This is a genomic window from Streptomyces sp. NPDC051913 (assembly GCF_044593635.1).
Classification (GTDB): domain Bacteria; phylum Actinomycetota; class Actinomycetes; order Streptomycetales; family Streptomycetaceae; genus Streptomyces.
In genome coordinates this window covers 372440-397180 of sequence record NZ_JBIUCI010000002.1, presented here as the reverse complement: position 1 = coordinate 397180, position 24741 = coordinate 372440, and the positions used below count along the sequence as shown (strand labels likewise).

Below are 24741 nucleotides of genomic sequence, written 5' to 3'. Positions count from 1 at the left end.
CCTCTCGCTCACTTCACCAGCAGGGAAGCCGGATCGATCGGCTCCTCCAGCATCCCCTGCTTCTTCATGAGGTCGGTGAGCCGGGCGATCTGGGTGGCGTCCATCGTCGGCGGGAAGACCGGCAGGTCGATCTTCTTCGCCTGCCGCGCGGTCACCTTGGTGTAGGTCGGCAGGATGTCCCGTACGGCGTCCGGGTCCTGGGCGGCGATCGCGACGGCGCCCCTGATGGCCCGTTGGAAGGCGGCGAGCGCCTCGGCGTGCCCGGTCGCGTAGCGTTCCGTGGTGATGTAGCCGCTGAGCGGGATGGACCGCACCGGCGCGGACGCCCCGTCCACCAGCACCCTCGCCCCCGACTCGTCCTGGATGGCGCTGTCGAACGGCTCGACCACGTGCACCGCGTCGACCTGCCCCTTGTCGAGGGCGGCACCCATCTGCGGGAAGGGGATCTGCCGGTAGACGGGCTTGCCGGCGCCCTGTTCCGCGACGATCTCGTTGAAGGTCAGCGACTGGACGTTGTTGAGGACGTTGACGGCGAGCTTGCGGCCGGTGAGGTCGGCCACGGACTTGATGTCCGAGTCCTTGGGGACGAGCACGTCCATCATGTGCGGCGCGGCCCGGATCGCCTCGGCGACGATGCGGATGTCGAGGGTGCCCTTCTCCTGGGCCTGGAAGTAGGTGACGTAGTTGGCGCTCGCCACCATGTCGATCTGCCCCTTGGAGAGGGCGGGGAGCGCCTGGAGGCTCTGCTGGATCTGCTGGATGCGGACGTCGAGCCCTTCCTTCTCGAACAGGCCGCGGTCCTGGGCGATATAGAGCATGGCGCAGTCGACCAGGGGCAGCGCGGCCACGGTGACCTTCGTCCGGCCGCCGTCCGCCGCTCCGGAGTCGTCGTCGCCGCAGGCCGTCAGCGTCAGCGCGAGTGACACCGCCAGCGCCGCCGCCGTACCTCTTCCCGCACACCACCGACGTAACGCCATGGCCGCATGATGAGCCTCCGCTTGGCATGATCACTACATACATGCCAGCCGAATCGACGTTCTTGGAAAAACACGAGGCGTCGGTCACCGTGGTCGCATGACCCCTACGGCGCCCATGGCCCCGCCGGTTCCCGATGTGTTCGACCCTCGCCGGTACGCGACCGCGGTGCCGTACGACGACTACCGCGTCCTGCGCGACCACCATCCGGTGGCCTGGCAGGAGGAGGCCGGGGTGCTGGGCTGGCCCGCCGGTCCCGGGTTCTGGGCGGTGACCCGGCACACGGACGTGGTGCGGGTACTCAGGGACGCGGCGACGTACTCCTCGCATCTCGGCGCGACCCAGATCCGTGATCCCGACCCGGCCGACCTGCCGTTCGTCCGGCGCATGATGCTCAATCAGGACCCGCCCGCACAGGGGAGGTTGCGGCGGCTGGTCAGCCGGGCGTTCACCCCGGGGCGCGTCGCACGGTTCACCGAGGTCGTCGAGGAACGGGCCCGTACACTGTTCGCCGACGCGCTCGCGACGGCCCGCGCCGCGGACGGCACCGTCGACCTCGTCGCCGCGGTCACCGACGACTACGCCCTGCTCAACCTGGCCGACCTGCTCGGTGTCCCGGAGCAGGACCGCGGGCTGCTGCTGCACTGGACGCGGCGGGTCATCGGCTACCAGGACCCCGACGAGGCCGGCACCCCGGCGCTGGACGGGGCGGGCAAGCCGCTCGACCCCCGCTCCCCCGCCATGCTCCAGGACATGTTCGCGTACGCCCGTCAACTGGCCGCGCACAAGCGCCGCCACCCCGCCGACGACGTCATGACCACCCTGGCCCACGATTCCGAACTCGCCGACGTGGAACTGGAGATGTTCTTCTTCCTACTCACCGTCGCGGGCAACGACACCGTGCGGAGCGCTGCACCGGGCGGGCTGCTGGCACTGGCGGAGCACCCACGGTGGTACGAGCGACTTCGCACCGGCGGTGTCGAACTCGCCACGGCCGTCGATGAGTTGCTGCGGTGGCACCCGCCCGTGCTCACCTTCCGCCGGACCGCCGTGCGGGACACCGAGCTGGCGGGGCGGCGGATCGGGGCCGGGGACAAGGTGGTCGTCTTCCATGCCTCCGCCAACCGGGACGAGCGGGTCTTCGCCGCCCCGGACCGGCTGGATCTGTCCCGTGCCCCGAACCCGCACGTGTCCTTCGGCGACGGCCCGCACGTCTGCCTGGGCGCGCACTTCGCCCGGCTTCAGCTGCGGACGCTGTACGCGGAGGCGATGCGCGCGCTGCCGGTCCTGCGGACGGCGGGTCCGGCCGGGCGACTGGTGTCGAACTTCATCAACGGGCTCAAGTCCCTTCCCACGCAGGTCACTTGAGCGGCGTCACCGCTGCCGCACCTGGATGAGCGCGTGCGTCCCGCCGGTGCGCCAGCGCTGCCCCTCCGCCGCCACCAGGGCGGCCTCCGTGGCGGGCGAGAGGCCGGTGATGACATCGGACTTCAGGGTGCGCAGGGCCGCCACCGGGCCGGGGAAGTAGGCGGTGACGTCGGCGAAGGGCGTGGTCGGCGGCCAGCTCCGGTCGCCCACCAGGCGGCGGTAGTTGAGGTCGCCCTTGAGAACGGTCAGCGTGGCGTCGGCGAATTCGCCGCGCAGGTCGTCGGGCAGGTCCTCGTAGGGCAGCGGGGCGCAGGAGAAGGGGTGGGCGCGGACGGTGAGGCGGCCGTCGGCCATCGCCGACCACAATGTCCGTCCGTGGTCGGCCGCGGCGCCCCGGGAGCGGGTCAGCCGGCGCAGGGCGTCGACCACGTCGGCGGTCGTGGCGTCGGAGACGTAGTACGGGTAGGGCTTGACGTGCAGGACGGCCCGGCGGATCCGGCCGTGGGCGAGGAGATGGGCGATCAGGAGCAGGTCGGGGACGAGTTCACGGCCGGCGTTGTCGGCGACGAGGCACAGGGTGTCCGCGCCGTCGAGGAGCGATCGGAGGGCGGCGCTGTCGTCGGCGACCAGGCCGGGGACGGCGGCGCGGGCCTCGGCGTGCTCGTCCGAGAGCCGGAAGCCGAGGTCGGCGCGGTTGCCCCACAGCGAGCCGTGCAGCAGGGCCGCGGCCTGTTCGTCGGCCGGCCGGTCCGCGAGGTCGTCGAGGGCGGCCAGTTCCTCGTCGGTCTCCGGGGCGTCGAGTTCGGCGAGCTTGAAGGGGCGGAAGGGGTCCACGCCCTGCCAGGGGCCGGGGCCGAAGTAGCCGACCGCGTCGAGGAGCCGGCGGTAGAACCAGCTCTCGGACCACAGCCAGGGGATGTCGAACCAGGACCGCCCGATGTGCTCGTCCGCTCCCCAGGCCGCCCAGCGATCGCGGTCCGGCGCGTCGGCGGGCAGTGGCTCGATGACACCCTTGGCGCAGTTCTCCGCGAGGGCGTCGAGGGCGCGGTGCTGGTCCGGTCCGTAGGGGAAGGCCTCGCGCACCTGCCGCACGATCGCGGGGTGCCGTTCGGCGAGCACGCTGTACGGGAACGAGCCGGGTTCGTCGCTGCGGAGCACGGGCGGGGTGTGGGGCATGCGCGCCACCGTACCGCCCGGGTCAGGGGATTCTGATCTCCCGCTCCAGCTGGGTGGCGAGGCTCAGATAGCGGGCGCGGCGGGGTACCGGCACCAGACCGCGGATCAGGATGTGCCACATCTCGGCCAGTCGGCGCGGCTGTCGGGTGACGGGTTCCAGGGAGTGGCCGACGACACGGGTGCCGACGAGGGAGCAGACAAGGGAGTGAGCTGCGGCTTCGACATCGATGTCCGGGTGGAGGTCGGCGTCCGTGACCGCGCCGAAGAGTTTGCGGGTGGTGATGTCCAGCCATTCCTCGAAGGGATGGGACAGCGGCGGCGGCACCGGGAGACCCTCGGTGGCGAGGCGGAGGCCGGCCCTGGGGACCGGGCCCTCGACGGTGAGCCGGGCGATCCCGAACGTGGTGCGGATCAGGGCCTCCAGATGGGAGAGGCCACGGCCGTCCATCTCGGCGGCCAGTCGGCGCAGGGTTCTGGACTGGAGTTCCATGATGGCGTGCGCGAGGTCCTGCTTCGCCGCGAAGTGGAAGTAGAGGGCGCCCTTGGTGACTTGGGCGTGCTCGACGATGTCGCTCAGGCTGGTCGACTCGTAACCGTGCCGGTCGAACAGATCCGCGGCGGCCGCGATGATCGCCGCTCGGGTCTGCTCGGCGCGTAACTGCCTAGCCATCGATGGGACTCTCCTGGGGGCGAGAAAGCAGGACCCGAAAAGAACAGGCCATGCCGTTTGTTTCTTACTCCCCGTACACGATATCTCACGGTCCGGCGGCTATTCGAGGGCACCCCAACTCCCTTCAGTCTTCAGACCTCCCACAACTTATTCACTACTCGTGTGTATGGCGCAATGGGTCTTGAAGAAAACCGGTCGCTCAGTACAGGAAAATGCAACAAAAAAAGCGGGCCGGCCGGTGCCCCATCCGCACCGGTCGGCCCGCCCGTCCCACGGGATCCGCTGTGACTCAGAAAGTCAGCTTCCAGCTGTTGAGCGTGCCCGTGTCCTGGGCCGCGGTGTCCTGGACGCGCAGCTTCCAGGTGCCGTTGGCCGTCTCGCTCGAAGCGTCCACGGTGTAGGTGGTGTTGACGTTGTCCGCGGAGTCCGAGGAACTGGCGGACTTCAGGGCGTAGACCGTGCCGTCCGGGGCGACGAGGCTGATCACCAGGTCACCGCGGTAGGTGTGCGTGATGTCCACGGCGACCTTGAGGGCCGAAGGGGCGTTGCCGGTACGACCGCTGACCGCGATGGAGGACTCGATCGCCGAGCCGTTGTCCGGGACGGCGACGGCGGAGGTGCTGGAGTACGTCGTCCCCGTGGTCGTACCGCCCCCGCTGACGGCGGCCACCGTCTTCGCGGCGTCCGCGAGACCGGCGCCGCAGCCGCCCGAGCAAGCGCCCGGCAGGGCACGGGCGTTGGTCTTGATGGCCGACTCGATCTGGGCCGGGGTCAGCGAGGAGTTGGCCGACTTCAGCAGCGCGGCGAGGCCCGCGATGTGCGGGGTGGCCATGCTGGTGCCCTGGTAGTACGCGTAGTTCTCGGTCGACGCCGTCTTGGTGCCGGAGTTCAGCGTGGACAGGATGCCGTTGGCGGTGCCGGTACTGGTCTGGCCGCCGGGCGCCGAGATGTCCACCAGGGAGCCGTAGTTGGAGTAGGAGGCCTTCGCGCCGGTGCGGCTGGTGGCGGCCACGGATATGACGTTGTTGCAGTTGCCCGGCGAGTGGTTCGCGACGTTGTCGTTGTCGTTGCCCGCGGCGACGGCGATCGTGGTGCCGCGGTTGACGGCGGCGGTGATGGCGCTCTGGGTCGCGGAGGTGCAGGCACCGTCGCCGCCCAGGCTCATGTTGATGACCTTGGCGACGTTGGTGTTGGCGGGCACACCGGAGACGGTGCCGCCGGACGCCCAGGTGATGGCGTCGATGATGTCGGAGTCGTAGCCGCCGCACTTGCCGAGCACCCGCACCGGGGAGATCTTCGCGCCGTAGGCGATGCCCGCGATGCCCTTGCCGTTGTTGGTGACCGCGGCGATGGTGCCGGCCACGTGGGTGCCGTGCCAGGAGGAGTTGGACGCCGGGATGCCGGAACCGCACTCGTTCGCGGCGTAGTAGTCGCCCGGGTCGGCCGGGTTGCTGTCGCGGCCGTCGCCGTCCACCGAGACGGCGGTGTCGGAGATGAAGTCGTAGCCGCCGACGATGTTCGCGGCGAGGTCGGTGTGAGCGACATAGCCGGTGTCGATGACGGCGACGGTCACGCCGGAGCCGGTCGCGGTGGACCAGGCACCGGGGACGTTCATGCCGGCCGTGGCCTCGAACAGGTCCCACTGCTTGGCGTACTCGGTGTCGTTCGGGTCGGCCTGCGGTGTGTTCAGGCGGTCCGGTACGACATAGGCGACCTGCGGGTCGGCCTTGTACGCGGCGACGACGTCGGCGACGTCCGCGCGGGACGCGTCGGCGCCCAGGTCGACCAGGGCGGCACCGGTGCCGAGGCGGCGCTGGAAGTCGACGTCCTCACCGGCGCCCTTGCCCTTGGCGGCGGCGTCCGCCTCGGCGGCCGCGTTCGACTTCGCCTCGGTGGCGCCGGACTTGTAGCCGACGATGAGCCGCTCGGCGGTGACGCCGGGGGCGGCCTCCGTCTGGGCCGCGGGCACGGCGGCTGCCTTCGGGGCGGCGGCCTCCTGGGCCGTGGCCACCGTGGCGGTGGCCGCCGTGAACAGCGCGGCCGAGACCGCGGCGACGGAGATCATCTTCCGTCGGAGGGAGGGCGAGGTACGCAAGGGCTTTGCCTTTCGTGGCCGTACTCCGGGCAGCGCGGAGCAGCGGGGGGTTCGCTTCGTCGGTGAAGCGGCGGGGGGTTGGTCGAAAAGCGGCGCGAGCCGGCCGAGCGCCAGCGGACCAGGGAGGGGGTTACCTGTGGGTCGGCTGTGGCCTGAACGATAGGCAAAGGGAAGGTCATGTGAATACAGGGGAAACCCTCGATCCGGCCGGAAACCCACCCTCGCTGTCCGGGAATTGGGGGGTCGATGCACCCTTTTACGGCCGATGTCCCCCGCCCGTCCGGCCGATGTCCCGCGGTGAACGCGCCGGGCTCGTTTTCCGTACTGCACGGGAGCAAACCGTTCCCGCGTCGGCCGAGGAGACGTTCCGGATGTCCCGGATGACCGCACACCGCATGGCCGCCCTGGCGGTCGCAGCACCGCTCCTGACCACCGTCTGGGCGGCCGCCCCGGCACAGGCGCACGGCGCGCCGACCGATCCGGTGAGCCGGGTGTACGCCTGCTCCCCCGAGGGCGGCGACCGGGCGCGGACCTCGGCCTGCCGGGCGGCCGTGGCCGCCAATGGCGCGCCCTTCACCGCCTGGGACAACCTGCGGATCGCGAACGTGAACGGGCGTGACCGCCAGACCGTCCGCGACGGCGAGCTGTGCAGCGGCGGCCTGCCCGCCTACAAGGGCCTCGATCTGGCCCGCGCCGACTGGCCCTCGACGCATCTGACGCCGGGCGCGACGCTGAGGATGACGTACGCCTCGACGATCCCGCACACCGGCAGCTTCAAGCTCTATCTGACCAAGCCCGGCTACGACCCGACGAAGCCGCTCACCTGGTCCGACCTGCCCGAGCGGCCGTTCGCCACGGTCAAGGACCCGGCGCTGACGAACGGCGCCTACCGCTTCAGCGCGACGCTCCCCTCGGACCGTACGGGCCGCCATGTCCTGTACACGATCTGGCAGAACACCAGCACACCGGACACGTACTACTCGTGCTCGGACGTGGTGTTCCCGGCGGCGAAGGGCAGGGCCGGGCAGACCGCCGAGCCGGCGTCCCCGCCCCCGCCTTCGGCCTCGGTTTCCGTTTCCGCAGCGGCCTCGGGGGCCGCCAAAGCCCGTACGACGCCGAGCACGACCCCGAGCACAGCGCCGAGCGCTGAGCCCCGTACGACGGCCCCGCGCACCGACACCACACCGGTGGCGGCCACCGACACCACCGGCTCCGGCCCCTCGGCCCCCATGGTGGCGGGCGGCGCCGCCGCGGTGCTGGTCCTCACCGGGGGCGCCGCTCTGTCGCTGCGCCTGCGGCGGAGGTGAGCGGATCCGGTCTCCCGGCGGGGGGCCGACGGCCGCGGAAGACAGGTGTGCGCCGACGACCGGTGGGGACACACCGGTCGTCGGCGCACTCAGGCGAACACAGACGAACTCAGGCCGTGGTCACGTCAGTTGGTGTAGACCGCCGCGCCGTCGGAGGTCGCCACCGGGGCGTACTTCGCGGTCCAGTAGCCGCTGCTCGGGCAGAGCGAGGAGCCGGAGCTCCTGGTGAACTGCTGGTTGGTGAACTGGATGCTGTTGTCGGCGTTGGCGGCCGTGCCGGCGAGGCTGCCGTTCGTCGCCTGGTAGACACAGGTGACGCTGCCCAGCAGGGTCCTGAGCACGACGGTGGTCTGGATGGGCCCCGCGCTTCCCGGGGTCACGGCGACGGTGCCGTCGGAGGCCACGGTGGTGGTGTACGCCAGGTTGTTGACCGTGACGCTGGTGACGCCGGTCACGCCGATGTTGTTCGAGGTGCAGTTGCTGAAGGTGTGTCCGGTGAGCGTCTCGGAGGCGCTGCCGGGAGCGGCCGGGTTGCTGTCGACCGTCGCGGTGAACTGCGAGGTGGTGCAGGTGATACCCGTGGTGCCGGTCGCGCTGGAGTAGAGGGTCGCGGTGGTGCCGCTGGCCAGGGAGGCGGAGACCGCGGTGCCGGTGGCGACGGCGTCGCCGCCCGCGGAACCGGTGGTGAGGACGTTGTCGGCGGCCGACGCGGGGCTGACGGCCGACAGGGCGAAGCCGGCGACGGCGGCGGTGAGGGTGAGCAGGGAACGAGTACGCATGCGGGATGCCTCTTTCCGAGGTGAGGGGGGTTGGGGGGGTAGGGGGTACGGGGGTAGGGGGAATCAGAGGTTCGGGTGAGGGTGAGGGTGAGGGTGAGCGTGGGGGGTGGGGGACGCGGCGCGGCGTCCGCCGGCGCCGGTCCGTGACGCCTTCTCCGTACGTCACGGACCGACGACGGCAGCCGTCCGGTGACCGGCCGGGGACCGTGGGGTGATCCCCGGCCGGGTCGTCGGGCGGGAAGCGGCGACCCGGCACGGATTAGGGGGGAAGTGACCGTGCGGGTGCCAGAGGGGAGGAGAGGGGCACAGGTGTGCCCGGTGACGGACAGGACGTCCGGGAGGCGCGGGCAGTGCCGCGCAGCGGATCCGGCGCCACGGATCCGGGTCGAGCCAGGGCAAGTTGTAGACCTGAGGGTCCGTCAACGTCAAGGCACGGAGAGGCAGTTGACGCACAGTCAAATAGCTTTGCCGGAAACCGACCACGGCTTGACCCACAGCCAGGGCACAACCGACACCCTTTTTTCACAACTCCCTTGACCCTTAAATGTAACCACCGGTAACTTCCTCGGCGGCTACTGCGGAGTACGAGAAAGCCCTTGCGTCCGCCGGGAGTTGCGAGGAGCCGCACGCCGCCTGCGCTGTCCGCGCCAGGACAACGTGCCATTTGATGCCAGACCGCACTGTCTATGCCCTGGGAGCACACATGGCCTCGTCTTCGGACGCCACTTCGGCCGCCGACAACACACCGGAGAACCCGGAAAGCGGTTCCTCGCCGGACCCCGCCAGACGCGGGCGGGTCCGGGCACGCCGGGCCGCCGTGATGGCCGTGCCGGCCACCCTGGTCGCCGCCACGCTGGCGGTGCTGACCGCGGAGGGCGCGCTGGGCGTGCAGTTCGCGATCTCCGGCATGCCGTTCACGGTCACCGCGAAGGAGCTGAACGGCACCGGCTTCGAGCAGTTCGGCGGCCTCGACAACATGGCGGAGGGCAGCCCGAACGCGGGTGACACCGGGGGCCAGGTGCTGGTGGTCACCTCCGCGATCAAGAACGCGACGCTGGACAGCCTCTGCCAGAGCGTCGACCTCGGCGGGACCAACCTGCTCATCAAGGCGGGCAGCGGGTCGCAGAAGGTGTCGGCGACCAACCTCACCACCGACTCCACCGAGCTGTCGGGCGACGCCGACTTCAACAACATCGAGATCGGCAACGACGCCAGCACGCTCACCAAGGCCGGGGTCAAGGGTCCGATCGGTGTCTTCAGCCAGCAGGCCGACACCGTGCACATCGCGAACCTGCGGCAGACGAACTACGCGACCACGGCCGCGGTGTTCAAGCTGCCGGGGCTCAAGCTCAGCTTCAGCGACTCGGGTTGCTGATGTCGGACACGAACACCCCTCGTCGGGGAGTGCGGTCGGCCTTCCGCAAGTGGCGGGCCGACCGTCCGTTCTGGGGCGGGCTGCTGCTCACCCTGGGCGGGGCGGAGATCCTGCTCACCGAGAAGGCGTCGCTGAAGGTCGTCCTGCACATCGGGATGCAGGGCCTGGCCGGCTATCTCCTGCCGGGGCTGATGGTGGTCCTGGGGCTGCTGATCCTGTTCAACCCCACCCAGCGGCTCTTCTACTCGATCACCGGCGTCCTGCTCGCCCTGGGCACCTGGCTGACCTCGAACCTCGGCGGGTTCTTCATCGGCCTCCTCCTCGGCGTCGTGGGCAGCTGCCTCGCCTTCGGCTGGCTCCCGGACCAGGAACCGAGGATCAGCCGCAGAAAGCGCCGCAGGGCGGCTCGCGCCGCGAAGGCCGCCATGGCGGGCCTGAGTCCGGAGGCCGGGGAACCGGCGTGACGACGAGGCCGGAAGGGCTTCTTAGAGACCTTCCGGCGAGGTCTCCGGCGGAGCCTCCGGCGGGCTCCGCGGCGGGGACTGCGGGAGTCGGCCCGGCGATGGCTGGGGCGACCTGGTTCGGCCCTGTCATGGACAGCGGGCGAGCATCCGCCGACAGGTGACGGGCGCGGGTCCGTCGGCATGTAACGGGCGTGGGTCCGGTGGCATGTAACGGGCGTGGGCCCCGTGGCAGGCAGCAGGCGCGAGCCCGACGGCAGGCGGCAGGCGGCAGGCGACGTCCCGACCAGGGGCGGCAGGCAGCAGGCGCGAGCCCGGCGAGGGGCGGAGCCGTCCGACGAGGGAAGCCGGAACGTGTTGGCCAACACTCGTGGGCACACACCCGTTGGCACGGAGTTCGTCTGCGCCGGGCCACCCGTCACCCGATGGCAGTCCGAAGCCTGGGCCCCACCACGCGCGGGATTCCGGCGCCACGAGGACATTCGGTATGCGCGGATGCGCACCCCTGCCGAGCCCCACCCCGTCATCTCACCGGCCGCTCCACGCGCCCCTCCCCGTCGCCCGGCCATCCCACCCCACCCCCACCCCACCCCCACCCACCCGTTTCCGGCCAGAGCCCCCGTGCGCTCTCGCGCGTCCCGCTTCCGGGCCCCTAGCGTGAGCGTCACGTGTCGCCCCGCTCGGGAATGGTCGGAGCGGGCGTGCCGTGTTGTCCGGAGGCCGTGGGACAGGGGGAGTTCGATGGAGTTCAAGGATCCGGTGGTGATCGACGCGACCGGGCGGGACATCCATGGTGAAGCCGCGCGGATCAGGGAGCGCGGCCCCGTCGCGCCCGTCGAGTTGCCGCACGGCGTGCCTGCCTGGGCGGTCAGCAGCCCCGCGCTGCTGCGGCGGCTGCTCGCCGATCCGAGGGTGTCGAAGGACGCCCGGCGGCACTGGCCGCGCTGGATCGAGGGCGAGGTCTCGCCGGACTGGCCGCTGTTCACCTGGGTCGCCGTGCAGAACATGTTCACGGCCTACGGCGACGACCACAAACGTCTGCGCAGCCTCGTGGCGAAGGCGTTCACCGCACGCCGTACCGTCGCGCTGCGGCCCCGGGTCGAGGCCATCACCGGCGCGCTGCTGGACCGTGTCGCCACGGCCGGCGCGGACGGTCAAGTGGTCGATCTGCGCGAGGAGTTCTGCTACCCGCTGCCCATCCAGGTCATCGGGGAGCTGCTCGGCCTCCCGGAGGAACAGGGGCCGGAGCTAAGGGCCGTCGTGGACGGCGTCTTCCACACCTCGGCCGACCCCGCCGAAGTCGCCGACACCTACGCCCGGTTCTACGCGGCCATGCATCAACTCGTCGCCACGAAGCAGGCGTCGCCCGGCGACGATCTCACCTCCGCGCTGATCGGCGCCCACGAGGACGACGGCTCCCACCTCAGCGAGCAGGAGCTGCTCGACACGCTCGTGCTGATGATCAGCGCCGGTCACGAGACCACCGTCAACCTGCTCGACAACGCGGTCCACGCCCTGCTCACCCACCCCGACCAGCTCGCCCAGGTGCGCGCCGGGCGGGCCTCCTGGGACGACGTGATCGAAGAGACCCTGCGTGTCGAGGCGCCGGTGGCGAGCCTGCCGCTGCGCTATGCCGTGACGGACCTGGACCTGGGTGAGCTGGGCGGCCCCGAGGGCGCCGTGATCCACGCGGGCGAGGCGATCCTCGCCGCGTACGCCGCCGCGGGACGCGACCCGCAGCACCACGGTGCCGACGCGGACGTCTTCGACGTCACCCGGGCCGGCAAGGACCATCTCGCCTTCGGGTACGGCGCCCACCACTGCCTGGGCGCCCCGCTGGGGCGGCTGGAGGCCCGCGTCGCGCTGCCCGCGCTCTTCGACCGCTTTCCGGGACTGACGCTCGCCGCGGCGCCCGGAGATCTGGCGCCCGTGGACTCGTTCATCTCCCACGGGCACGTCTCCCTGCCGGTCCGCCTGAGCTGACCGGTCCCGCCGGCCGCCTGAGCCGACCGGTGTCAGCCCGCGGCGACGGGCGGCTCCACCGGCGTCTCGGGCGTCGCCGCCGTCTGCCGTACCGGCTCCGGAGCCGCGGGGTCGTCCTTCATCGCCTGCGCCTCGCTCTTGAGGATGCGCATGGACCTGCCGAGCGCCCGCGCGGTGTCGGGCAGCTTCTTCGAGCCGAACAGCACGATCACGACGATCGCCACTATCAGCAGGTGCCAGGGTTCCAGTCCGTTACGGAGCACGGCCCCGCCCTCCCTCTCGCCAGGCTTCTCAACTCGCTCTTACGTCGGTCGCGCACACTTGCCGCGGCGACCGCCCGTCGGATGACGGTTGCTGTCGTGCGCAACTGTACAACCGGGACTTAGGCGACAATTCCCAGCAATTTGCAAAAAGGGCGCGGATGACGATCACCAGTACAGGGAGGCCGGCGCCCTCGCGGCACCGGCAGGAGCGGCCGGGCGGACGTCGCCGGGCAGGCCGGCGCCGGGGGCACCGGATACGCGTCGCGCTGGTCGTCTGTCTCTCGGTACTGGTCCTCGCGACCGCCGGCGCGGGCTGGCTGTATCTGAAGCTGGACGGAAACATCAGCACCTTCGACTCGGGCGGGGTCTCCGACGACCGGCCCCGGGCGGGCTCCTCGAAGGGTGAGAACGTCCTGCTCATCGGCTCCGACGCGCGCAATGACGGCAACGCGGCGCTCGGCGGCGGGAACAAGGACGACATAGGGCGCTCGGACACCACGCTCCTGCTGCACGTCTACGCCGACCACCGGCACGCGCTCGCGGTCTCCGTCCCCCGCGACACCCTGGTCACGATCCCGCCCTGCAAGCTGCCCGACGGCAGCTGGACGAAGACACAGACCGACACGATGTTCAACGCCGCCTACTCGGTGGGCGAGACCGCCAAGGGCAACCCGGCCTGCACCCAGAACACCGTCGAGCACCTCACCGGTCTGCGGGTGGACCACACGGTCGTCGTCGACTTCAAGGGCTTCGCCCGGCTCACCGAGGTGGTGGGCGGGGTGAAGGTGTGTCTGCCGCAGGACGTCCACGAGAACGATCTCAACCCGCACCGCACCACCCCGGGCAAGCTGCTGTTCAGGAAGGGGGTGCAGACCGTCTCCGGGCAGCGGGCCCTGGACTACGTACGCATCCGGCACGGCATCGGCGACGGCTCCGACATCGGCCGCATCAAGCGCCAACAGGCTTTTGTGGCCAGCCTGTTGAAGGAGGTGAAGAGCAAGGGTCTCACCCCGTCCCACCTGCTGCCGCTGGCCGACGCGGCGACGAAGTCCCTCACCGTCGACACCGGTCTGGGCTCCGCCGACAAGCTCATCTCCTTCGCGATGTCCCTCAAGGACGTCGACCTGCACAACACCAAGTTCGTCACCCTCCCTTGGCGGTACGAGGGTTCGCGCGTCGCGATCGTCGAACCGGACGCCGACGCCCTGTGGGCGGCCCTGAAGGCCGACCGCACCATCGACGGCAAGAGCGCCACGGGGAAGAAGAGCCCGACGGCCTCCCCCACTCCCGTGTCCGGCAGCGGCATCGACGTCGGCGTCTACAACGGCACCACGGTCACCGGCCTCGCCGCCCGTGCCGCCGCCACGCTCACCTCCGACGGCTTCACCGTCACGGGTACGGCGACCGCGAGCAGCCAGGACCATTCCACGACGCTCGTCGAGTACGGCCCGGGCGAGGAGTCCGGGGCCCGGACAGTGGCCGCGGCCTTTCCGGGCGCCACGCTGGAGTCCGTCACGGGCGCCGGGATCAACGTCGTACTCGGGCAGTCCTACGCGAGCACCCCCACCGCTTCCCCGACGGCCGTCCCCAGCACGGTCGCGGACGGCGCCCGGTCGGCGGACGACAACCCCTGCTCCAACCTGTCCTACGGCTGAGATCGGTGGCGACCATCACGATGCGGCACCGAGAAGTCACTACAAGCGGCTGATCACTTGACTACCGGCGGTCACACACGGTTGGCTCCGGACCAGTGAAAGTTCAACGGGTCGAGGCACACCCGCGTTTCGGCCTCGCTTTCGCGTTCCACCTGCTCGGCCGCACAGTGAGGTGCCGCACCCTCATGATCACCACTCCCCCACCCCAGGCATCTTCCAGATCCGCCGGATCCGTGCGCGTCGCCCTCGCGACCGCGGGCGTCCTCCTGCTGCTCACCGGCTGTTCCGGTTCCGCCGCCTCCGACGACGCGCGCCTCGACCCGGGTGCCGCCGCGGCGAAGGCGTCGATGAAGGTCGCGCTCATCACTCATGGCGGGGAGGGCGACGCCTTCTGGGAGCTGGTGCGCAAGGGGGCGGAGGCCGCCGCCGCGAAGGACGGCGTCGACCTGACGTACGTGAGCGACTCCGACCCGCTGCGGCAGGCGCAGTTGGTGCGGGACGCGATCGGGGACCGGGTCGACGGGATCGCGGTGACGCTGGCCAAGCCGAACGCGATGAAGGCACCGGTCGCCGAGGCCAGGGCGGCGGGCATTCCCGTGGTCGGGCTCAACTCCGGTATCGACGCCTGGAAGGCGCAGGGGCTGCTCCAGTACTTCGGCCAGGACGAGACCGTCGCGGGCGCCGCCGTCGGGGACCGGCTGGACGGTCTCAAGGCCAAGCACGCGCTGTGCGTCATCCACGAGCGGGGCAATGTCGCCCTGGAGGCACGCTGTGCCGGGGTGAAGAAGACGTTCGGCGGCGAGACCGAGAACCTGTACGTGGAGGGCACCGACACCAAGGCCGTGGACGCCGTCCTCACGGCCCGGCTGCGGCAGGACCCCGGCATCGACGAAGTCGTCACGATGGGCGCGCAGTTCGCGCTGGACGCGGTCGACTCGGTGAAGTCGGCGGGCAGTCGGGCCCGGGTCGCGACGTTCGACCTGAGCAAGGAACTCACCCGCGCCGTTCAGCACGGCGACGTGCAGTTCGCGGTCGATCAACAGCCCTATCTCCAGGGCTATCTCGCGGTCGACTCGCTGTGGCTGTACCGGACCAACGGCAATGTCAGCGGCGGCGGGGTGGCACCCGTACTGACCGGTCCCGCCTTCGTGACCCGGGGCAATGTCGCGGCCGTGGCGAAGTTCGCCGCCGCCGGAACCCGCTGAGGCGCCCCCTGCCTCCGCTCGCACTCCCCACCTCCCCCTCCCTGCTGATCGCCCAAGGACGACCATGTCTGAACGGACAGGCCCCCGGCGCCGGCGCCGTCTCGGCTCCATACGGCTCTCCCTGATCCTGCTGGCGCTGGTGCCCAGCGTCACCCTCGCCGCCATGTGGGGTGTGACGACGACCCAGATGTTCTCCGAGGGCCTCACGCTGCGCTCGCAGACGGAGCTGAGCCGGTCGACCGGCGCCATGGGCACCGAGGCCACCCTCGCCCTCCAGGGCGAACGCGCCCTGTCCGCCGCCTGGTTGGCGAGGGTGCCCGGTTCGCGGACCGCCCTGGAGCGGCAGCGCGCCGAGACGGACCGGGCGGTCGCGAAGCTCGTCGGCCGGTCCGAGGAGATCCAGCGGGCGCCCGACCGGGTCGCGGAGCGGCTGTACTCGGTGGTCGCCTCGCTCGGCAGCCTGGAGTACTACCGCGACCAGGTGGACGACCCCGCCGACATCCCCGCCGAACAGCTCCTCGACCAGTACACGTCGATCGTCGACGGCCAGATCCACGCCTTCCAGGAGCTCTCCCAGGTCGACGACGGCGACCTCACCTCGCAGGCCGAGCCCCTCGTCGCCCTCGAACACGCGGCGGAGCTGACCTCCCAGGAGGACGCGCAGCTCACCCTGGTCTGGCCGGACGGGCATCTGGACGAGAAGGCCTGGACGCAGTTCGTGCAGCTGGTCAACACCCGCCGCTGGCTGGTCGAGGACCAGATCGTGCCGGCACTGACCGGCGAGGCGAAGGCGGAGACCGAGCGGATCCTGGCGAGCAAGGAGTGGCAGACCCTGCTCTCCGTCGAGGACCAGGTGCTCGCCGCCCGCCCCACCGACGGCACCGGCCGGGTCGCGCTGCCGGACGCGCGAAAGCGCTGGACGGCCGCGATGGACAAGGTGTCCGCCCGCTACTCGGTCCTCATCCAGCAGCAGACCTCGGGCCTGCTCACCCGCAGCGCCGACAAGGCCGACGACCTGCTGCTGACCGCCGCCTCGCTGAGTGCCGGCGGGCTGGTCGCGCTGCTGCTGTGCGTGGGCATGTCCTGGCGGATCACCCGTTCCCTGTCCCGGCGGCTGCGCGGTCTCAGGGTCGCCACCCTCAGCCTCGCCCACGAGCGGCTGCCCGACGTGGTCGCCCGCCTCGACCGGGGCGAGAAGGTCGACGTGGACCGGGCCGCGCCCGAGCTGGACTACGGCGCCGACGAACTCGGCGCGGTGGCACGGGCGTTCAACACCGCGCAGCGCACGGCCGTGGAGACCGCCGTGGAACTCGCGGACACCCGGCGCGGGTTCCAGAAGGTCATCCTCGGCATCGCCCGGCAGAGCCAGAACCTGGTCAACCTCCAGCTGAGCCGCCTGGACACCCTCGAACGCCGGCACCAGGACCCCGACATCCTCGCGGGCCTGTACGAACTCGACTCCACAGCGAGCCAGTTGCGACGGTACGAGGAGAATCTCGTCATCATCAGCGGCGGCCGGCCCCGACGTAGCTGGACCCAGCCCGTCGCGCTGATCGACATCCTGCGCAGTGCGGTCGGGGAGGTCGCCGAGTACCAGCGGGTGGAGGTGCACACCGACGAGGAGCTGTCGCTGGCGCCGCCCGCCGTCGCCGACGTGATCCATCTGCTGGCCGAACTCATCGAGAACGCCACGCTGTACTCCCCGGCGCCGAGTCCGGTCGGGGTGCGGGCCGCGGTCGTCGCCAAGGGCCTGGCCGTCGAGGTCGAGGACCGCGGCCTCGGTCTGTCGGAGGAGGACTACGCCTCGTTCAACGCCCAGTTGGCCGAGGCCCCCAAGTTCGACGTGGTGGCCCTCGCCGACGATCTGAGGCTCGGCATGTTCGTGATCGCCCAGCTCGCCGACCGGCACGGCATCACGGTGACGCTGCGCCCGTCGCCGTACGGCGGGACGACGGCGATCGTGCTGATCCCGCACGAGGTGCTGGTGCGGGAGGAGGAGGCGGGTCCCGCCGAGGAGGAGCCCGAGACGACCTCGCCCACCGCACCGCGTACGACTCCGGCCCTGACGCCTCGTACGACTCAGTCCCCGGCACCTCGTACGACCGCGGCCCCCGCACCTCGTACGGCATCGACCACGGAGTCCCGTAGAGCCGAACCCGCCGCGGCCACCGCACCCTCTCCCCTGCCCCGGCGCGTCCCCCAGACCAGTCTGGCCGCGGAACTGCGCGACGGGGCACCGGCGGTCGTCGACGACGACCCCGACGGCTTCACCGCGGAGCTCGCCGCCTCGTCGCTCGCCGGGTTCCAGCGCGGCACGCGCCAGGCCCGGGACGAGGAACCGGCCTCCCCCCTCACTCCCCACACCGACCGCTCATGAAGGACATCGCCATGACACGCCCCACCCCCGCCACGCACACCGCGCTGGACCAGTTGCTGACCGGACTCGTGGACCGGGTCGCGGACGTGACCCAGGCCGTGGTGCTCTCCGAGGACGGGCTGGTGGTCAGCAAGTCCACCGGGTTCCTGCGGGACGACGCCGAGCGGCTCGCGGCGACCGCGTCCGGGCTGATGAGTCTCAGCAAGGGCGTCAGCATGGACTTCCGGGGCGGGCCGGTGCGTCAGGCGCTCATCGAGATGGCCAACAGCTTCCTGATCCTGACCTCGGCCGGGCCCGGCGCCCATCTCGTGGTGCTGACGGGGCCGAACGCCGACGTCGGCGTGGTGGCGTACCAGATGAACATGCTGGTGAAGAAGATCGGCGAGCACCTCAGCGCGGCACCGCGGACCGGCCTCGGGCCGACCGGCGCGTGAGGTGAGCGAAAGCGACGCGGCGGCGGGCCGGCTGGTCCGGCCCTTCGCGCTGACCGGCGGACGGACCCGGCCCAGCCGCGCCTGCTTCACCCTCATCGCCATGGTGACGGCGGTGGACCCGCCGCCGGAGCGGGCACCCAGGCCGCAGCCCGAGCAGGCGCGCATCCTGCGCCGGTGCGCCCGCCCGGTCGCGGTCGCGGAGCTGGCGGCGCTGCTCGACCTGCCGGTGAGCGTGGTCGTCATCATGCTCTGCGATCTGCTGGAGGCGGACCTGATCACCGTCCATCCGCCGACCCCCGTCTCGCCCCGCACCCTGGACCTGGACCTGCTGCAGAAAGTGAGGGACGGCCTTGGCCGGCTCTGAAGCGCATGGCGCCGAGACCCCCGTGGCGCCGGACGCCGTCAAGATCCTGATCGCCGGAGGGTTCGGCGTCGGCAAGACCACGATGGTCGGGTCGGTGAGCGAGATCGTGCCGCTGCGCACGGAGGAGCCGCTGACGGTGGCCGGGCTCGGGATCGACGATCTGGTCGGCATCGAGCGGAAGAAGGCCACCACGGTGGCCCTGGACTTCGGCCGGATCACCGTCAACGACCGGCTGGTGCTGTATCTGTTCGGCACCCCGGGGCAGCAGCGGTTCTGGTTCATGTGGAACGACCTGGCCGTGGGCGCGCTCGGCGCGGTGGTGCTGATCGACGTGCGGCGCCCGGAGTCGAGCTTCGCCGCCGTCGACTTCTTCGAGCGGCGCGGGATCCCCTTCGTGGTGGGTGTCAACGGCTTCGACGGGCAGCACCCGTATCCGCCCGAGGAGATCCGGGACGCCCTCGCCCTGCCGGAGGGGGTGCCGGTGGTGCTGTGCGACGCGCGGGAGCGGGAGTCGTCGCGGGATGTGCTGATCGCCCTGCTGGATCTGCTGATCGCGTCGGCGGTCGGGGACACAGCGTCCTCATAGGTCGTCGGCGGAAATCCGCCATCCGTGCCGGAGTGATTGACGGGCAACTCGCGTCCCTCTACTTTCCATTCGCCTCATCGAACCGAGTTCGATATCTCGACCATCTGGAGAGCTCCATGCCCGCAGAGCCGCCCCCCGCTCCTCTCCCCTCCGGCCCCCGTCTCTCCCGCCGCCGCCTCCTCGGCATGGCGGCAGCCGCGCCGCTCGCCGCGACCGGTGCGCTGGCGCTCGGCGCCGGGACCGCGCACGCCGCCGACTCGGCGTACGTCATGGGGTACTTCACCGAGTCCCCGGACATGCTGGCCGCCAACTACGGTCTCCACCTGGCCGTCAGCACCGACGGTCTGCAGTGGACCCCGCTCAACCAGAACGCCCCCGTGGCCACCCCGACCGCCGGCTCGGGCGGACTGCGCGACCCGTTCATCCTGCGCAAGCAGGACGGCACGTTCGTGGTGCTCGCCACCGACCTGTACGGCACCGACTGGACGTACGTCAGCCAGTACATCCATGTCTGGGACTCCACCGACCTGCGCACCTTCACCGGCTACCGGCGCGTCAAGCTGCACGACATGAACACCCACAGCTGGGCGCCGGAGGCGTTCTGGGACGCGGGGCGGGGGCAGTACGCGGTCATCTACTCGGCCGTCAACTCCAGCGGCCACAACGTCATCATGGTGAACTACACCAGCGACTTCGTGACCGCGGGCAGCCCCCAGGTCTTCTTCGACCCGGGCTACGACGTCATCGACGGCGACATGGCGGTCGGCGTGGGCGGCTACAACTACCTGTACTTCAAGAAGAACTCCACGCTGGTGGGCGCCCGTTCGACCTCACTGAACCCGGGCAGCTTCACCGAGTTCAGCACGGCGGTCTCGCACGGCGGCACCGAGGCGCCGACGCTGGTCAAGTCCCTGACGTCGAGCACCACTTGGTACCTGTGGGGTGACACCTGGTCCCCCAACGGGGTCTTCTACGCCTGGCAGACCAGCAGTCTGGCCGCCGGCACCTGGACCGCCCTCGACCAGAAGCTCTACACCCAGCCGCTCAACTCCAAGCACCTGACGATCCACCCGATCACCTCGACCGAGTACAGCAACCTGATCGCCAAGTGGGGCACGCCGGCCTGGAACCGGCTCAAGTCCTACAACTACCCGGACCGTTACGTCCGGCACTCCAACTACGCCGGCCGGATCGACGCCTACGCCTTCGACCCGTACCCGGACTCCCAGTGGAAGCTGGTGCCGGGCCTCGCCGACTCGTCCGGGGTGTCCTTCCAGTCGGTGAACTACCCGAGCCGGTATCTGCGGCACTACAACTACGCGTTGCAGCTGGACGCCAGCGACGGCACGTCGGCCTTCGCCGCCGACGCGACCTTCTACCGGACCGCCGGCCTCGCCAACTCCTCGTGGTCGTCGTTCCGTTCGTACAACAACCCGACCCGCTACATCCGGCACTCCAACTACCTGCTGCGCATCGACCCGATCTCCACCAGCACCGAGCAGCAGGACGCGACGTTCTACGTCGGCTACTGAGCATCCCCCCACGGCAGCACCGCGGCCGCTGACGCGAGGTACGCGTCAGCGGCCGGGTGTCGTCGCGTGCGTCAGGAGGTCAGGCCGGCCGTCTTCAGCCAGGCCTTCGCGACGTCCAGCGGGTCCTTGTTGTCCAGCTGGACCTGGGAGTCCAGGTCCAGGAGGGTCTTGGTGTCCAGCTTCGCCGAGACCGCGTTGAGGGCGTCCACGCCCTCCTGGGAGAGCCCGCTCTTGTAGACCAGCGGGGTCACGTTCGCGAACCCGAAGAGGTTCTCCGGGTCCTGGAGGGCGACGAACTTCTCCTTGGTGATGTTCGGGTCCGTGGTGAAGATGTCCGCGGCCTGCACGGTGTTCTTCTTGAGCGCCGCCACGGTCAGCGGACCGCCCGCGTCGAGCGCCTTGAAGGACTTGAACTTCAGGCCGTACACCGACTCCAGGCCCTTGAGGCCCTGCTGCCGGGTCTGGAACTCGGGCGAGCCGCCGATCACCAGGTCCGGCGCCGCGTCCTTGAGGTCCGCGAGGGTGGACTCGCCGGTGAGGCTGTACTTCTTGGCGGTCTCCGCGTTGATGCTGACGGAGTCCTTGTCCTCGGCGGGCGAGGACTCCAGCAGCGTGAGCTTGCTGTCGAGCTTGGTCTTGACGGTCGCGTTGACCTCGTCGGCCGACTTCTGCTCCGCCTTCGCGTCCAGGTACGCCAGCAGCGAGCCGTTGTACTCGGGCAGGACGGTGATGGAGCCGTTCTTCAGCAGCCCGTACGTCACCTCGCGGGAGCCGACGTTGGGCTTGTAGGTGACCTTGATGCCCTTGGCCTTCAGGGCCTCGCCGTAGATGTCGGCGAGCAGGATGCTCTCGGCGAAGTTGTTGGAGCCGACGACGACGGTGTCGCCGCTCGCCGCCTTGCCGGTGTCCTCGGCCAGAGGGTCTGAACCGTCGTCGGAGCCACATCCGGCCAGCAGGGCCGCCGCGGCGGCGAGCGCGATGGCCATCGCGCCGGGATGCTTCCGGAGGGACCTGCTGCGTGGGGCGTTGGGAGTCACGATTGCCGTTCCGGGCTGTGTGGGCTGATGGGCACAGGCAGTTGGTGCGGGACAAACACGTGTACTGATCCAATCCAGCCAGTTCTTGATCAGTCAAGAGCAGCCTGGTCACCAATTGGCGTCGATGCATTGCCCGTTGTGAACACCGAGTAAATCAACCCGCAAGGCGGCACGCCCAGCTTGTAATGGATTCTTGACTTACGGTTACATGATCCACATCCCTGAGAGGCGATAGTCTCCGCCCGGAAGCGATCAGAATCGGACATGAAGGAGGCCTGTTGTCCATACGGGATGCCGCCGACCGCTGGACGTTCAGGCGCAAGCTCAACCTCCTGGTCGGTGTGCCACTGACCGTGGTCGCGATCCTGCTCGCCTACCTCATCAGCGACCAGGTCGGCCGGTCCTCCGAGGCGGCGGACGCGGCCCGGCTCGTCCGTGACAGCACCGAGGTCGCGACGCTGGTGGACCGCCTGGAGGCCGAGCACCAGCAGGCCATCCTGCTCTCGGTGCGGCACGAGTCCACCAACGACGGCGGCACGCCCTCGCAGGCCGCCTACCGCGACGCCCAGCTCGCCGTGGACCAGCAGGTCAAGAAGGTCGGCAGGACCTTCGGCGACCGGCTGCCGGCCGAAGAGGCCCAGGCACTCAAGGAGATCAGCGGCCTGGAGAGCCTGCGCGACACCGTCGAGCAGGCCTATCTGCCCGCCGACAACATCGACCCGGCCTACACCAGCGCCGCCAAGGGCGTCATCGACGGCCTCGGCCTGGACCGCAACTCCGCGCTCTCGGCCACCTTCACCGGCAACCTCCTCGACTCGCTGCTGCGCGCCGACGCCGCCCACAGCGCCTTCGAGACCGGCGTCTTCTCCGCGACGACCGGCGACTCCAACGCGCTCATCGAGTTCATCGGCGCCGTCGGCTCCCACGACGAGTACACCCACCAGACCGACCGGTTCGCCCGGTTCGCCACCGAGGAGCAGACCGAGCAGCTCGCGGGGATCGCGCACAACAGCGCCCAGGGCGTCATCGACCGGCAGTACGCCGAACTCCAGATCGACCCGAGCTCCCTCCAGGCCGACTCGCCCGCCGCGGTGCGCGCGGCCTTCCAGAAGGCGCTCGACTCCTACCCGTCGTACCGCAAGCAGGCGAGCATCCGGCTCGGTATCACCGCGAGCCTCATCGACCAGATCGCCGACCGCGCCGACCGCGCCTCCGACGAGGCCCTGCGCAACGCGGTCCTGCTGCTGGGCCTCGCCCTGCTCGGGTTCGTGCTGTGGTTCGCGTTCTCGGTGGCGGTGCGGCGCTCCGTGGTCCGCCCGGTGCAGGCGCTGACCGGCGCCGCCCAGCAGGTCGCCGAGGTCGCCGAGCGCGAGCTGGCCCGGGTGGCGGACGACGACGGCGAGGACGAGGGGCCGCCGCGGCTGGGCGCGATGCCGGTCACCGCGCGCGACGAGATCGGCGAGCTCGCCGAGGCCTTCAACCATGTGCAGACCACCGCGGTCGCCCTGCTCCAGCGCCAGGTGCTCAGCCGCCGCAACGTCGCCGAGATGTTCGGCAACGTCGGCCGCCGGGTCAGCAATCTGACCTCCCGGCAGCTGGCGCTGATCGATGCCGTGGAGCGCGGCGAGACCGACCCCGAACTGCTCGAACGCCTCTACAGCATCGACCACATCGCGGTCCGCCTGCGCCGCAACGCCGACAGCCTGATGCTGCTCGCCGGCATCCGCGAGACCGGCCTCGGCTCCGGCCCGGCCGCGCTCACCAACGTCGTCCGGGCCGCGCTGGGACAGATCGAGGGCTTCCGGCGCGTGCAGTTGCAGGCCCGCAGCGAGGTCCTGGTCGAACCGGACGTCATCGGCGACCTGACCCTGATGGTGGCCGAACTCGTCGAGAACGCGGTGTCGTTCTCGCCCGAGGGCAGCCCGGTCGAGGTGACCGTGCAGAACGCGGCCGACGGCGCGGTGATCGTGGTCGCCGACCACGGCCTGGGCATGAGCGCCGAGCGGCTCGCCGAGGAGAACGCCCGATTGGTGCGCCGCGAACGCCTCGACCTCGTGCCCACCAAGGTGCTCGGTCTGTTCGTGGTCGGCACGCTGGCCCGGCGCTGGGAGATCTCCGTCGCCCTGACCCGCACCGCGGGCGGCGGTGTCACGGCCGAGGTGACCCTGCCGTCTTCGCTGCTGCTGCCGGCGGCCGTCGTGGAGGCGCCGACGCCGACGACCCCGGCCGCCGAGCACACCGACGCCGGCCCGCGGCCGGCGGCCGACGACCCCACCGGGCCGCTCCCGCGCCGGATCCCCCGCCGGGAGACCGCCGAGCAGGCCGTCCTCGTCCCCCAGGCCCGCAGCGGCGAACCGACCGCCGCGCCGACCCCCGACTCCCCCGGCACCTCCCGTCCGCTGCGCCGCCGCGTCCGCGGTGCCACGCTCCACGCCACCACCCCCGGCCCGGCTGCCCAGCCGGTCGTACGCCAGCAAGCCCGTCCCGCCGACGCGGAGGCCGTCCGCTCCGCCCTCGACGAGTTCGAGGCCGCCGTGGAGCGCGCCCACCGCGACACCGGCGGCGACACGGGATCCACCCCTTACCCGACCCCCCGCAAGCAAGACCAGAACCACCTCCCGGAAGGAGCGGAGCAGTGAGTGAGCCGACCCCGGCCGAACTGCAGGCCGCCGCAGCCGACTTCACCTGGCTGTTGAATCGTTTCGCCACCGAGACCGCGGGCGTCGTCGACGCCATAGCCGTCTCCTCGGACGGGCTGCTCATCGCGGTCTCCGAACTGCGTGAGCACGCCGACTCCGAGCGCCTCGCCGCGATCGTCTCCGGCATCACCAGCCTGGCGGCGGGCGCCTCCGGCAACTACGGTCTCGGCGGCCTCAACAAGGTCATCATCGACCTGGAGGGCGGCCATGTCCTGGTCTCCGCGATCGGCAGCGGCGCCGTCCTCGGCGTGGTCACCGACAAGGAGGCCAAGCTCGGCAACATCGCCTACGAGATGACGGTGTTCGCCAACCGGGCGGGTACCGCGCTCAGCCCTCAGCTGGTGCTCGCGCTGAAGAACAGCGTCGGCTCCCCGTCGGCCCTCTGACCCGGACCAGGACG

The 24741-nt window shown here is 70.7% G+C and carries 21 protein-coding genes; 14 read left to right on the top strand and 7 right to left on the bottom strand.

What is annotated here, in order from left to right:
- Positions 1-8: 8 nt before the first annotated feature.
- Positions 9-977 carry an ABC transporter substrate-binding protein gene (locus ACIHIX_RS07045; protein ID WP_399950913.1) on the bottom strand — a complete coding sequence of 323 codons (969 nt, stop codon included), beginning with the start codon at positions 975-977 and terminating at the stop codon, positions 9-11.
- Between the two features lie 97 nt (positions 978-1074).
- Here ACIHIX_RS07045 and ACIHIX_RS07040 point away from each other — a divergent pair, with 97 nt between their 5' ends.
- Complete coding sequence (locus ACIHIX_RS07040; protein WP_399950910.1) at positions 1075-2343, top strand: cytochrome P450; 1269 nt, start codon at positions 1075-1077, stop codon at positions 2341-2343.
- Between the two features lie 6 nt (positions 2344-2349).
- Here ACIHIX_RS07040 and ACIHIX_RS07035 read toward each other — a convergent pair whose 3' ends face one another.
- From ACIHIX_RS07035 to ACIHIX_RS07025, 3 genes are all read right to left on the bottom strand, one after another.
- Complete coding sequence (locus ACIHIX_RS07035) at positions 2350-3519, bottom strand: damage-control phosphatase ARMT1 family protein (protein WP_399950908.1); 1170 nt, start codon at positions 3517-3519, stop codon at positions 2350-2352.
- Positions 3520-3541: 22 nt separating this feature from the next.
- Positions 3542-4189, bottom strand: a complete 648-nt coding sequence (locus ACIHIX_RS07030) for a ScbR family autoregulator-binding transcription factor (RefSeq protein WP_399950905.1) — start codon at positions 4187-4189, stop codon at positions 3542-3544.
- Positions 4190-4478: 289 nt separating this feature from the next.
- Complete coding sequence (locus tag ACIHIX_RS07025) at positions 4479-6284, bottom strand: S8 family peptidase (RefSeq protein WP_399950902.1); 1806 nt, start codon at positions 6282-6284, stop codon at positions 4479-4481.
- A gap of 371 nt (positions 6285-6655) precedes the next feature.
- On the opposite strand from ACIHIX_RS07025, the gene ACIHIX_RS07020 reads away from it, so the two are divergent.
- A complete protein-coding gene (locus ACIHIX_RS07020; RefSeq protein WP_399950899.1) occupies positions 6656-7591 on the top strand; it encodes a lytic polysaccharide monooxygenase in 936 nt (311 codons plus the stop codon).
- A gap of 125 nt (positions 7592-7716) precedes the next feature.
- On the opposite strand, the gene ACIHIX_RS07015 is transcribed toward ACIHIX_RS07020, so the two are convergent.
- Positions 7717-8370, bottom strand: coding sequence for a Tat pathway signal sequence domain protein (locus ACIHIX_RS07015; protein WP_399950896.1), 654 nt, complete (start codon positions 8368-8370; stop codon positions 7717-7719).
- Positions 8371-9073: 703 nt separating this feature from the next.
- Here ACIHIX_RS07015 and ACIHIX_RS07010 point away from each other — a divergent pair.
- The 3 genes from ACIHIX_RS07010 to ACIHIX_RS07000 all read left to right on the top strand — a co-directional run bounded on the left by ACIHIX_RS07010 (position 9074) and on the right by ACIHIX_RS07000 (position 12189).
- Positions 9074-9745, top strand: coding sequence for a DUF6230 family protein (locus tag ACIHIX_RS07010; RefSeq protein WP_399950893.1), 672 nt, complete (start codon positions 9074-9076; stop codon positions 9743-9745).
- Positions 9745-10209 carry a DUF6114 domain-containing protein gene (locus ACIHIX_RS07005; protein ID WP_399950890.1) on the top strand — a complete coding sequence of 155 codons (465 nt, stop codon included), beginning with the start codon at positions 9745-9747 and terminating at the stop codon, positions 10207-10209. Before ACIHIX_RS07010 ends, ACIHIX_RS07005 begins: the two co-directional genes overlap by 1 nt.
- Before the next feature lie 738 nt (positions 10210-10947).
- Positions 10948-12189 (top strand): cytochrome P450, encoded by a 1242-nt coding sequence (locus ACIHIX_RS07000; protein ID WP_399950887.1) that lies wholly within the window; start codon positions 10948-10950, stop codon positions 12187-12189.
- 32 nt (positions 12190-12221) lie between these two features.
- Here the strand turns inward: ACIHIX_RS07000 and tatA are convergent, their stop codons facing one another.
- Positions 12222-12452, bottom strand: a complete 231-nt coding sequence (gene tatA / locus ACIHIX_RS06995) for a Sec-independent protein translocase subunit TatA (protein WP_399950884.1) — start codon at positions 12450-12452, stop codon at positions 12222-12224.
- A gap of 158 nt (positions 12453-12610) precedes the next feature.
- Between tatA and ACIHIX_RS06990 the strand changes: the two genes are divergently transcribed.
- The 7 genes from ACIHIX_RS06990 (at position 12611) to ACIHIX_RS06960 (ending at position 20605) form a co-directional block, all read left to right on the top strand.
- Positions 12611-14107, top strand: coding sequence for an LCP family protein (locus tag ACIHIX_RS06990; protein ID WP_399950881.1), 1497 nt, complete (start codon positions 12611-12613; stop codon positions 14105-14107).
- Between the two features lie 185 nt (positions 14108-14292).
- Entirely contained in the window at positions 14293-15312 is a 1020-nt protein-coding gene (locus ACIHIX_RS06985) for a substrate-binding domain-containing protein (protein WP_399950878.1), read from the top strand.
- A 64-nt stretch (positions 15313-15376) separates the two neighbouring features.
- Positions 15377-17689: a nitrate- and nitrite sensing domain-containing protein gene (locus ACIHIX_RS06980; protein WP_399950875.1), complete on the top strand. Its 2313-nt coding sequence runs from the start codon at positions 15377-15379 to the stop codon at positions 17687-17689.
- Between the two features lie 11 nt (positions 17690-17700).
- Positions 17701-18123 carry a roadblock/LC7 domain-containing protein gene (locus tag ACIHIX_RS06975; RefSeq protein ID WP_399950872.1) on the top strand — a complete coding sequence of 141 codons (423 nt, stop codon included), beginning with the start codon at positions 17701-17703 and terminating at the stop codon, positions 18121-18123.
- Between the two features lies 1 nt (position 18124).
- Complete coding sequence (locus ACIHIX_RS06970) at positions 18125-18487, top strand: DUF742 domain-containing protein (protein ID WP_399950869.1); 363 nt, start codon at positions 18125-18127, stop codon at positions 18485-18487.
- Positions 18474-19073, top strand: coding sequence for a GTP-binding protein (locus ACIHIX_RS06965; protein WP_399950866.1), 600 nt, complete (start codon positions 18474-18476; stop codon positions 19071-19073). Before ACIHIX_RS06970 ends, ACIHIX_RS06965 begins: the two co-directional genes overlap by 14 nt.
- 116 nt (positions 19074-19189) lie before the next feature.
- Positions 19190-20605 carry a glycoside hydrolase family 43 protein gene (locus tag ACIHIX_RS06960; RefSeq protein ID WP_399950863.1) on the top strand — a complete coding sequence of 472 codons (1416 nt, stop codon included), beginning with the start codon at positions 19190-19192 and terminating at the stop codon, positions 20603-20605.
- A gap of 71 nt (positions 20606-20676) precedes the next feature.
- On the opposite strand, the gene ACIHIX_RS06955 is transcribed toward ACIHIX_RS06960, so the two are convergent.
- The gene (locus ACIHIX_RS06955; RefSeq protein ID WP_399950860.1) at positions 20677-21591 is read right to left on the bottom strand and encodes an ABC transporter substrate-binding protein; all 915 of its coding nucleotides are present in this window, start codon (positions 21589-21591) and stop codon (positions 20677-20679) included.
- 329 nt (positions 21592-21920) lie between these two features.
- Between ACIHIX_RS06955 and ACIHIX_RS06950 the strand changes: the two genes are divergently transcribed.
- Positions 21921-24281, top strand: a complete 2361-nt coding sequence (locus tag ACIHIX_RS06950) for an ATP-binding protein (protein ID WP_399950857.1) — start codon at positions 21921-21923, stop codon at positions 24279-24281.
- Positions 24278-24727: a roadblock/LC7 domain-containing protein gene (locus ACIHIX_RS06945; protein ID WP_399950854.1), complete on the top strand. Its 450-nt coding sequence runs from the start codon at positions 24278-24280 to the stop codon at positions 24725-24727. The genes ACIHIX_RS06950 and ACIHIX_RS06945 overlap by 4 nt, the downstream gene beginning before the upstream one ends.
- Positions 24728-24741 lie beyond the last annotated feature (14 nt).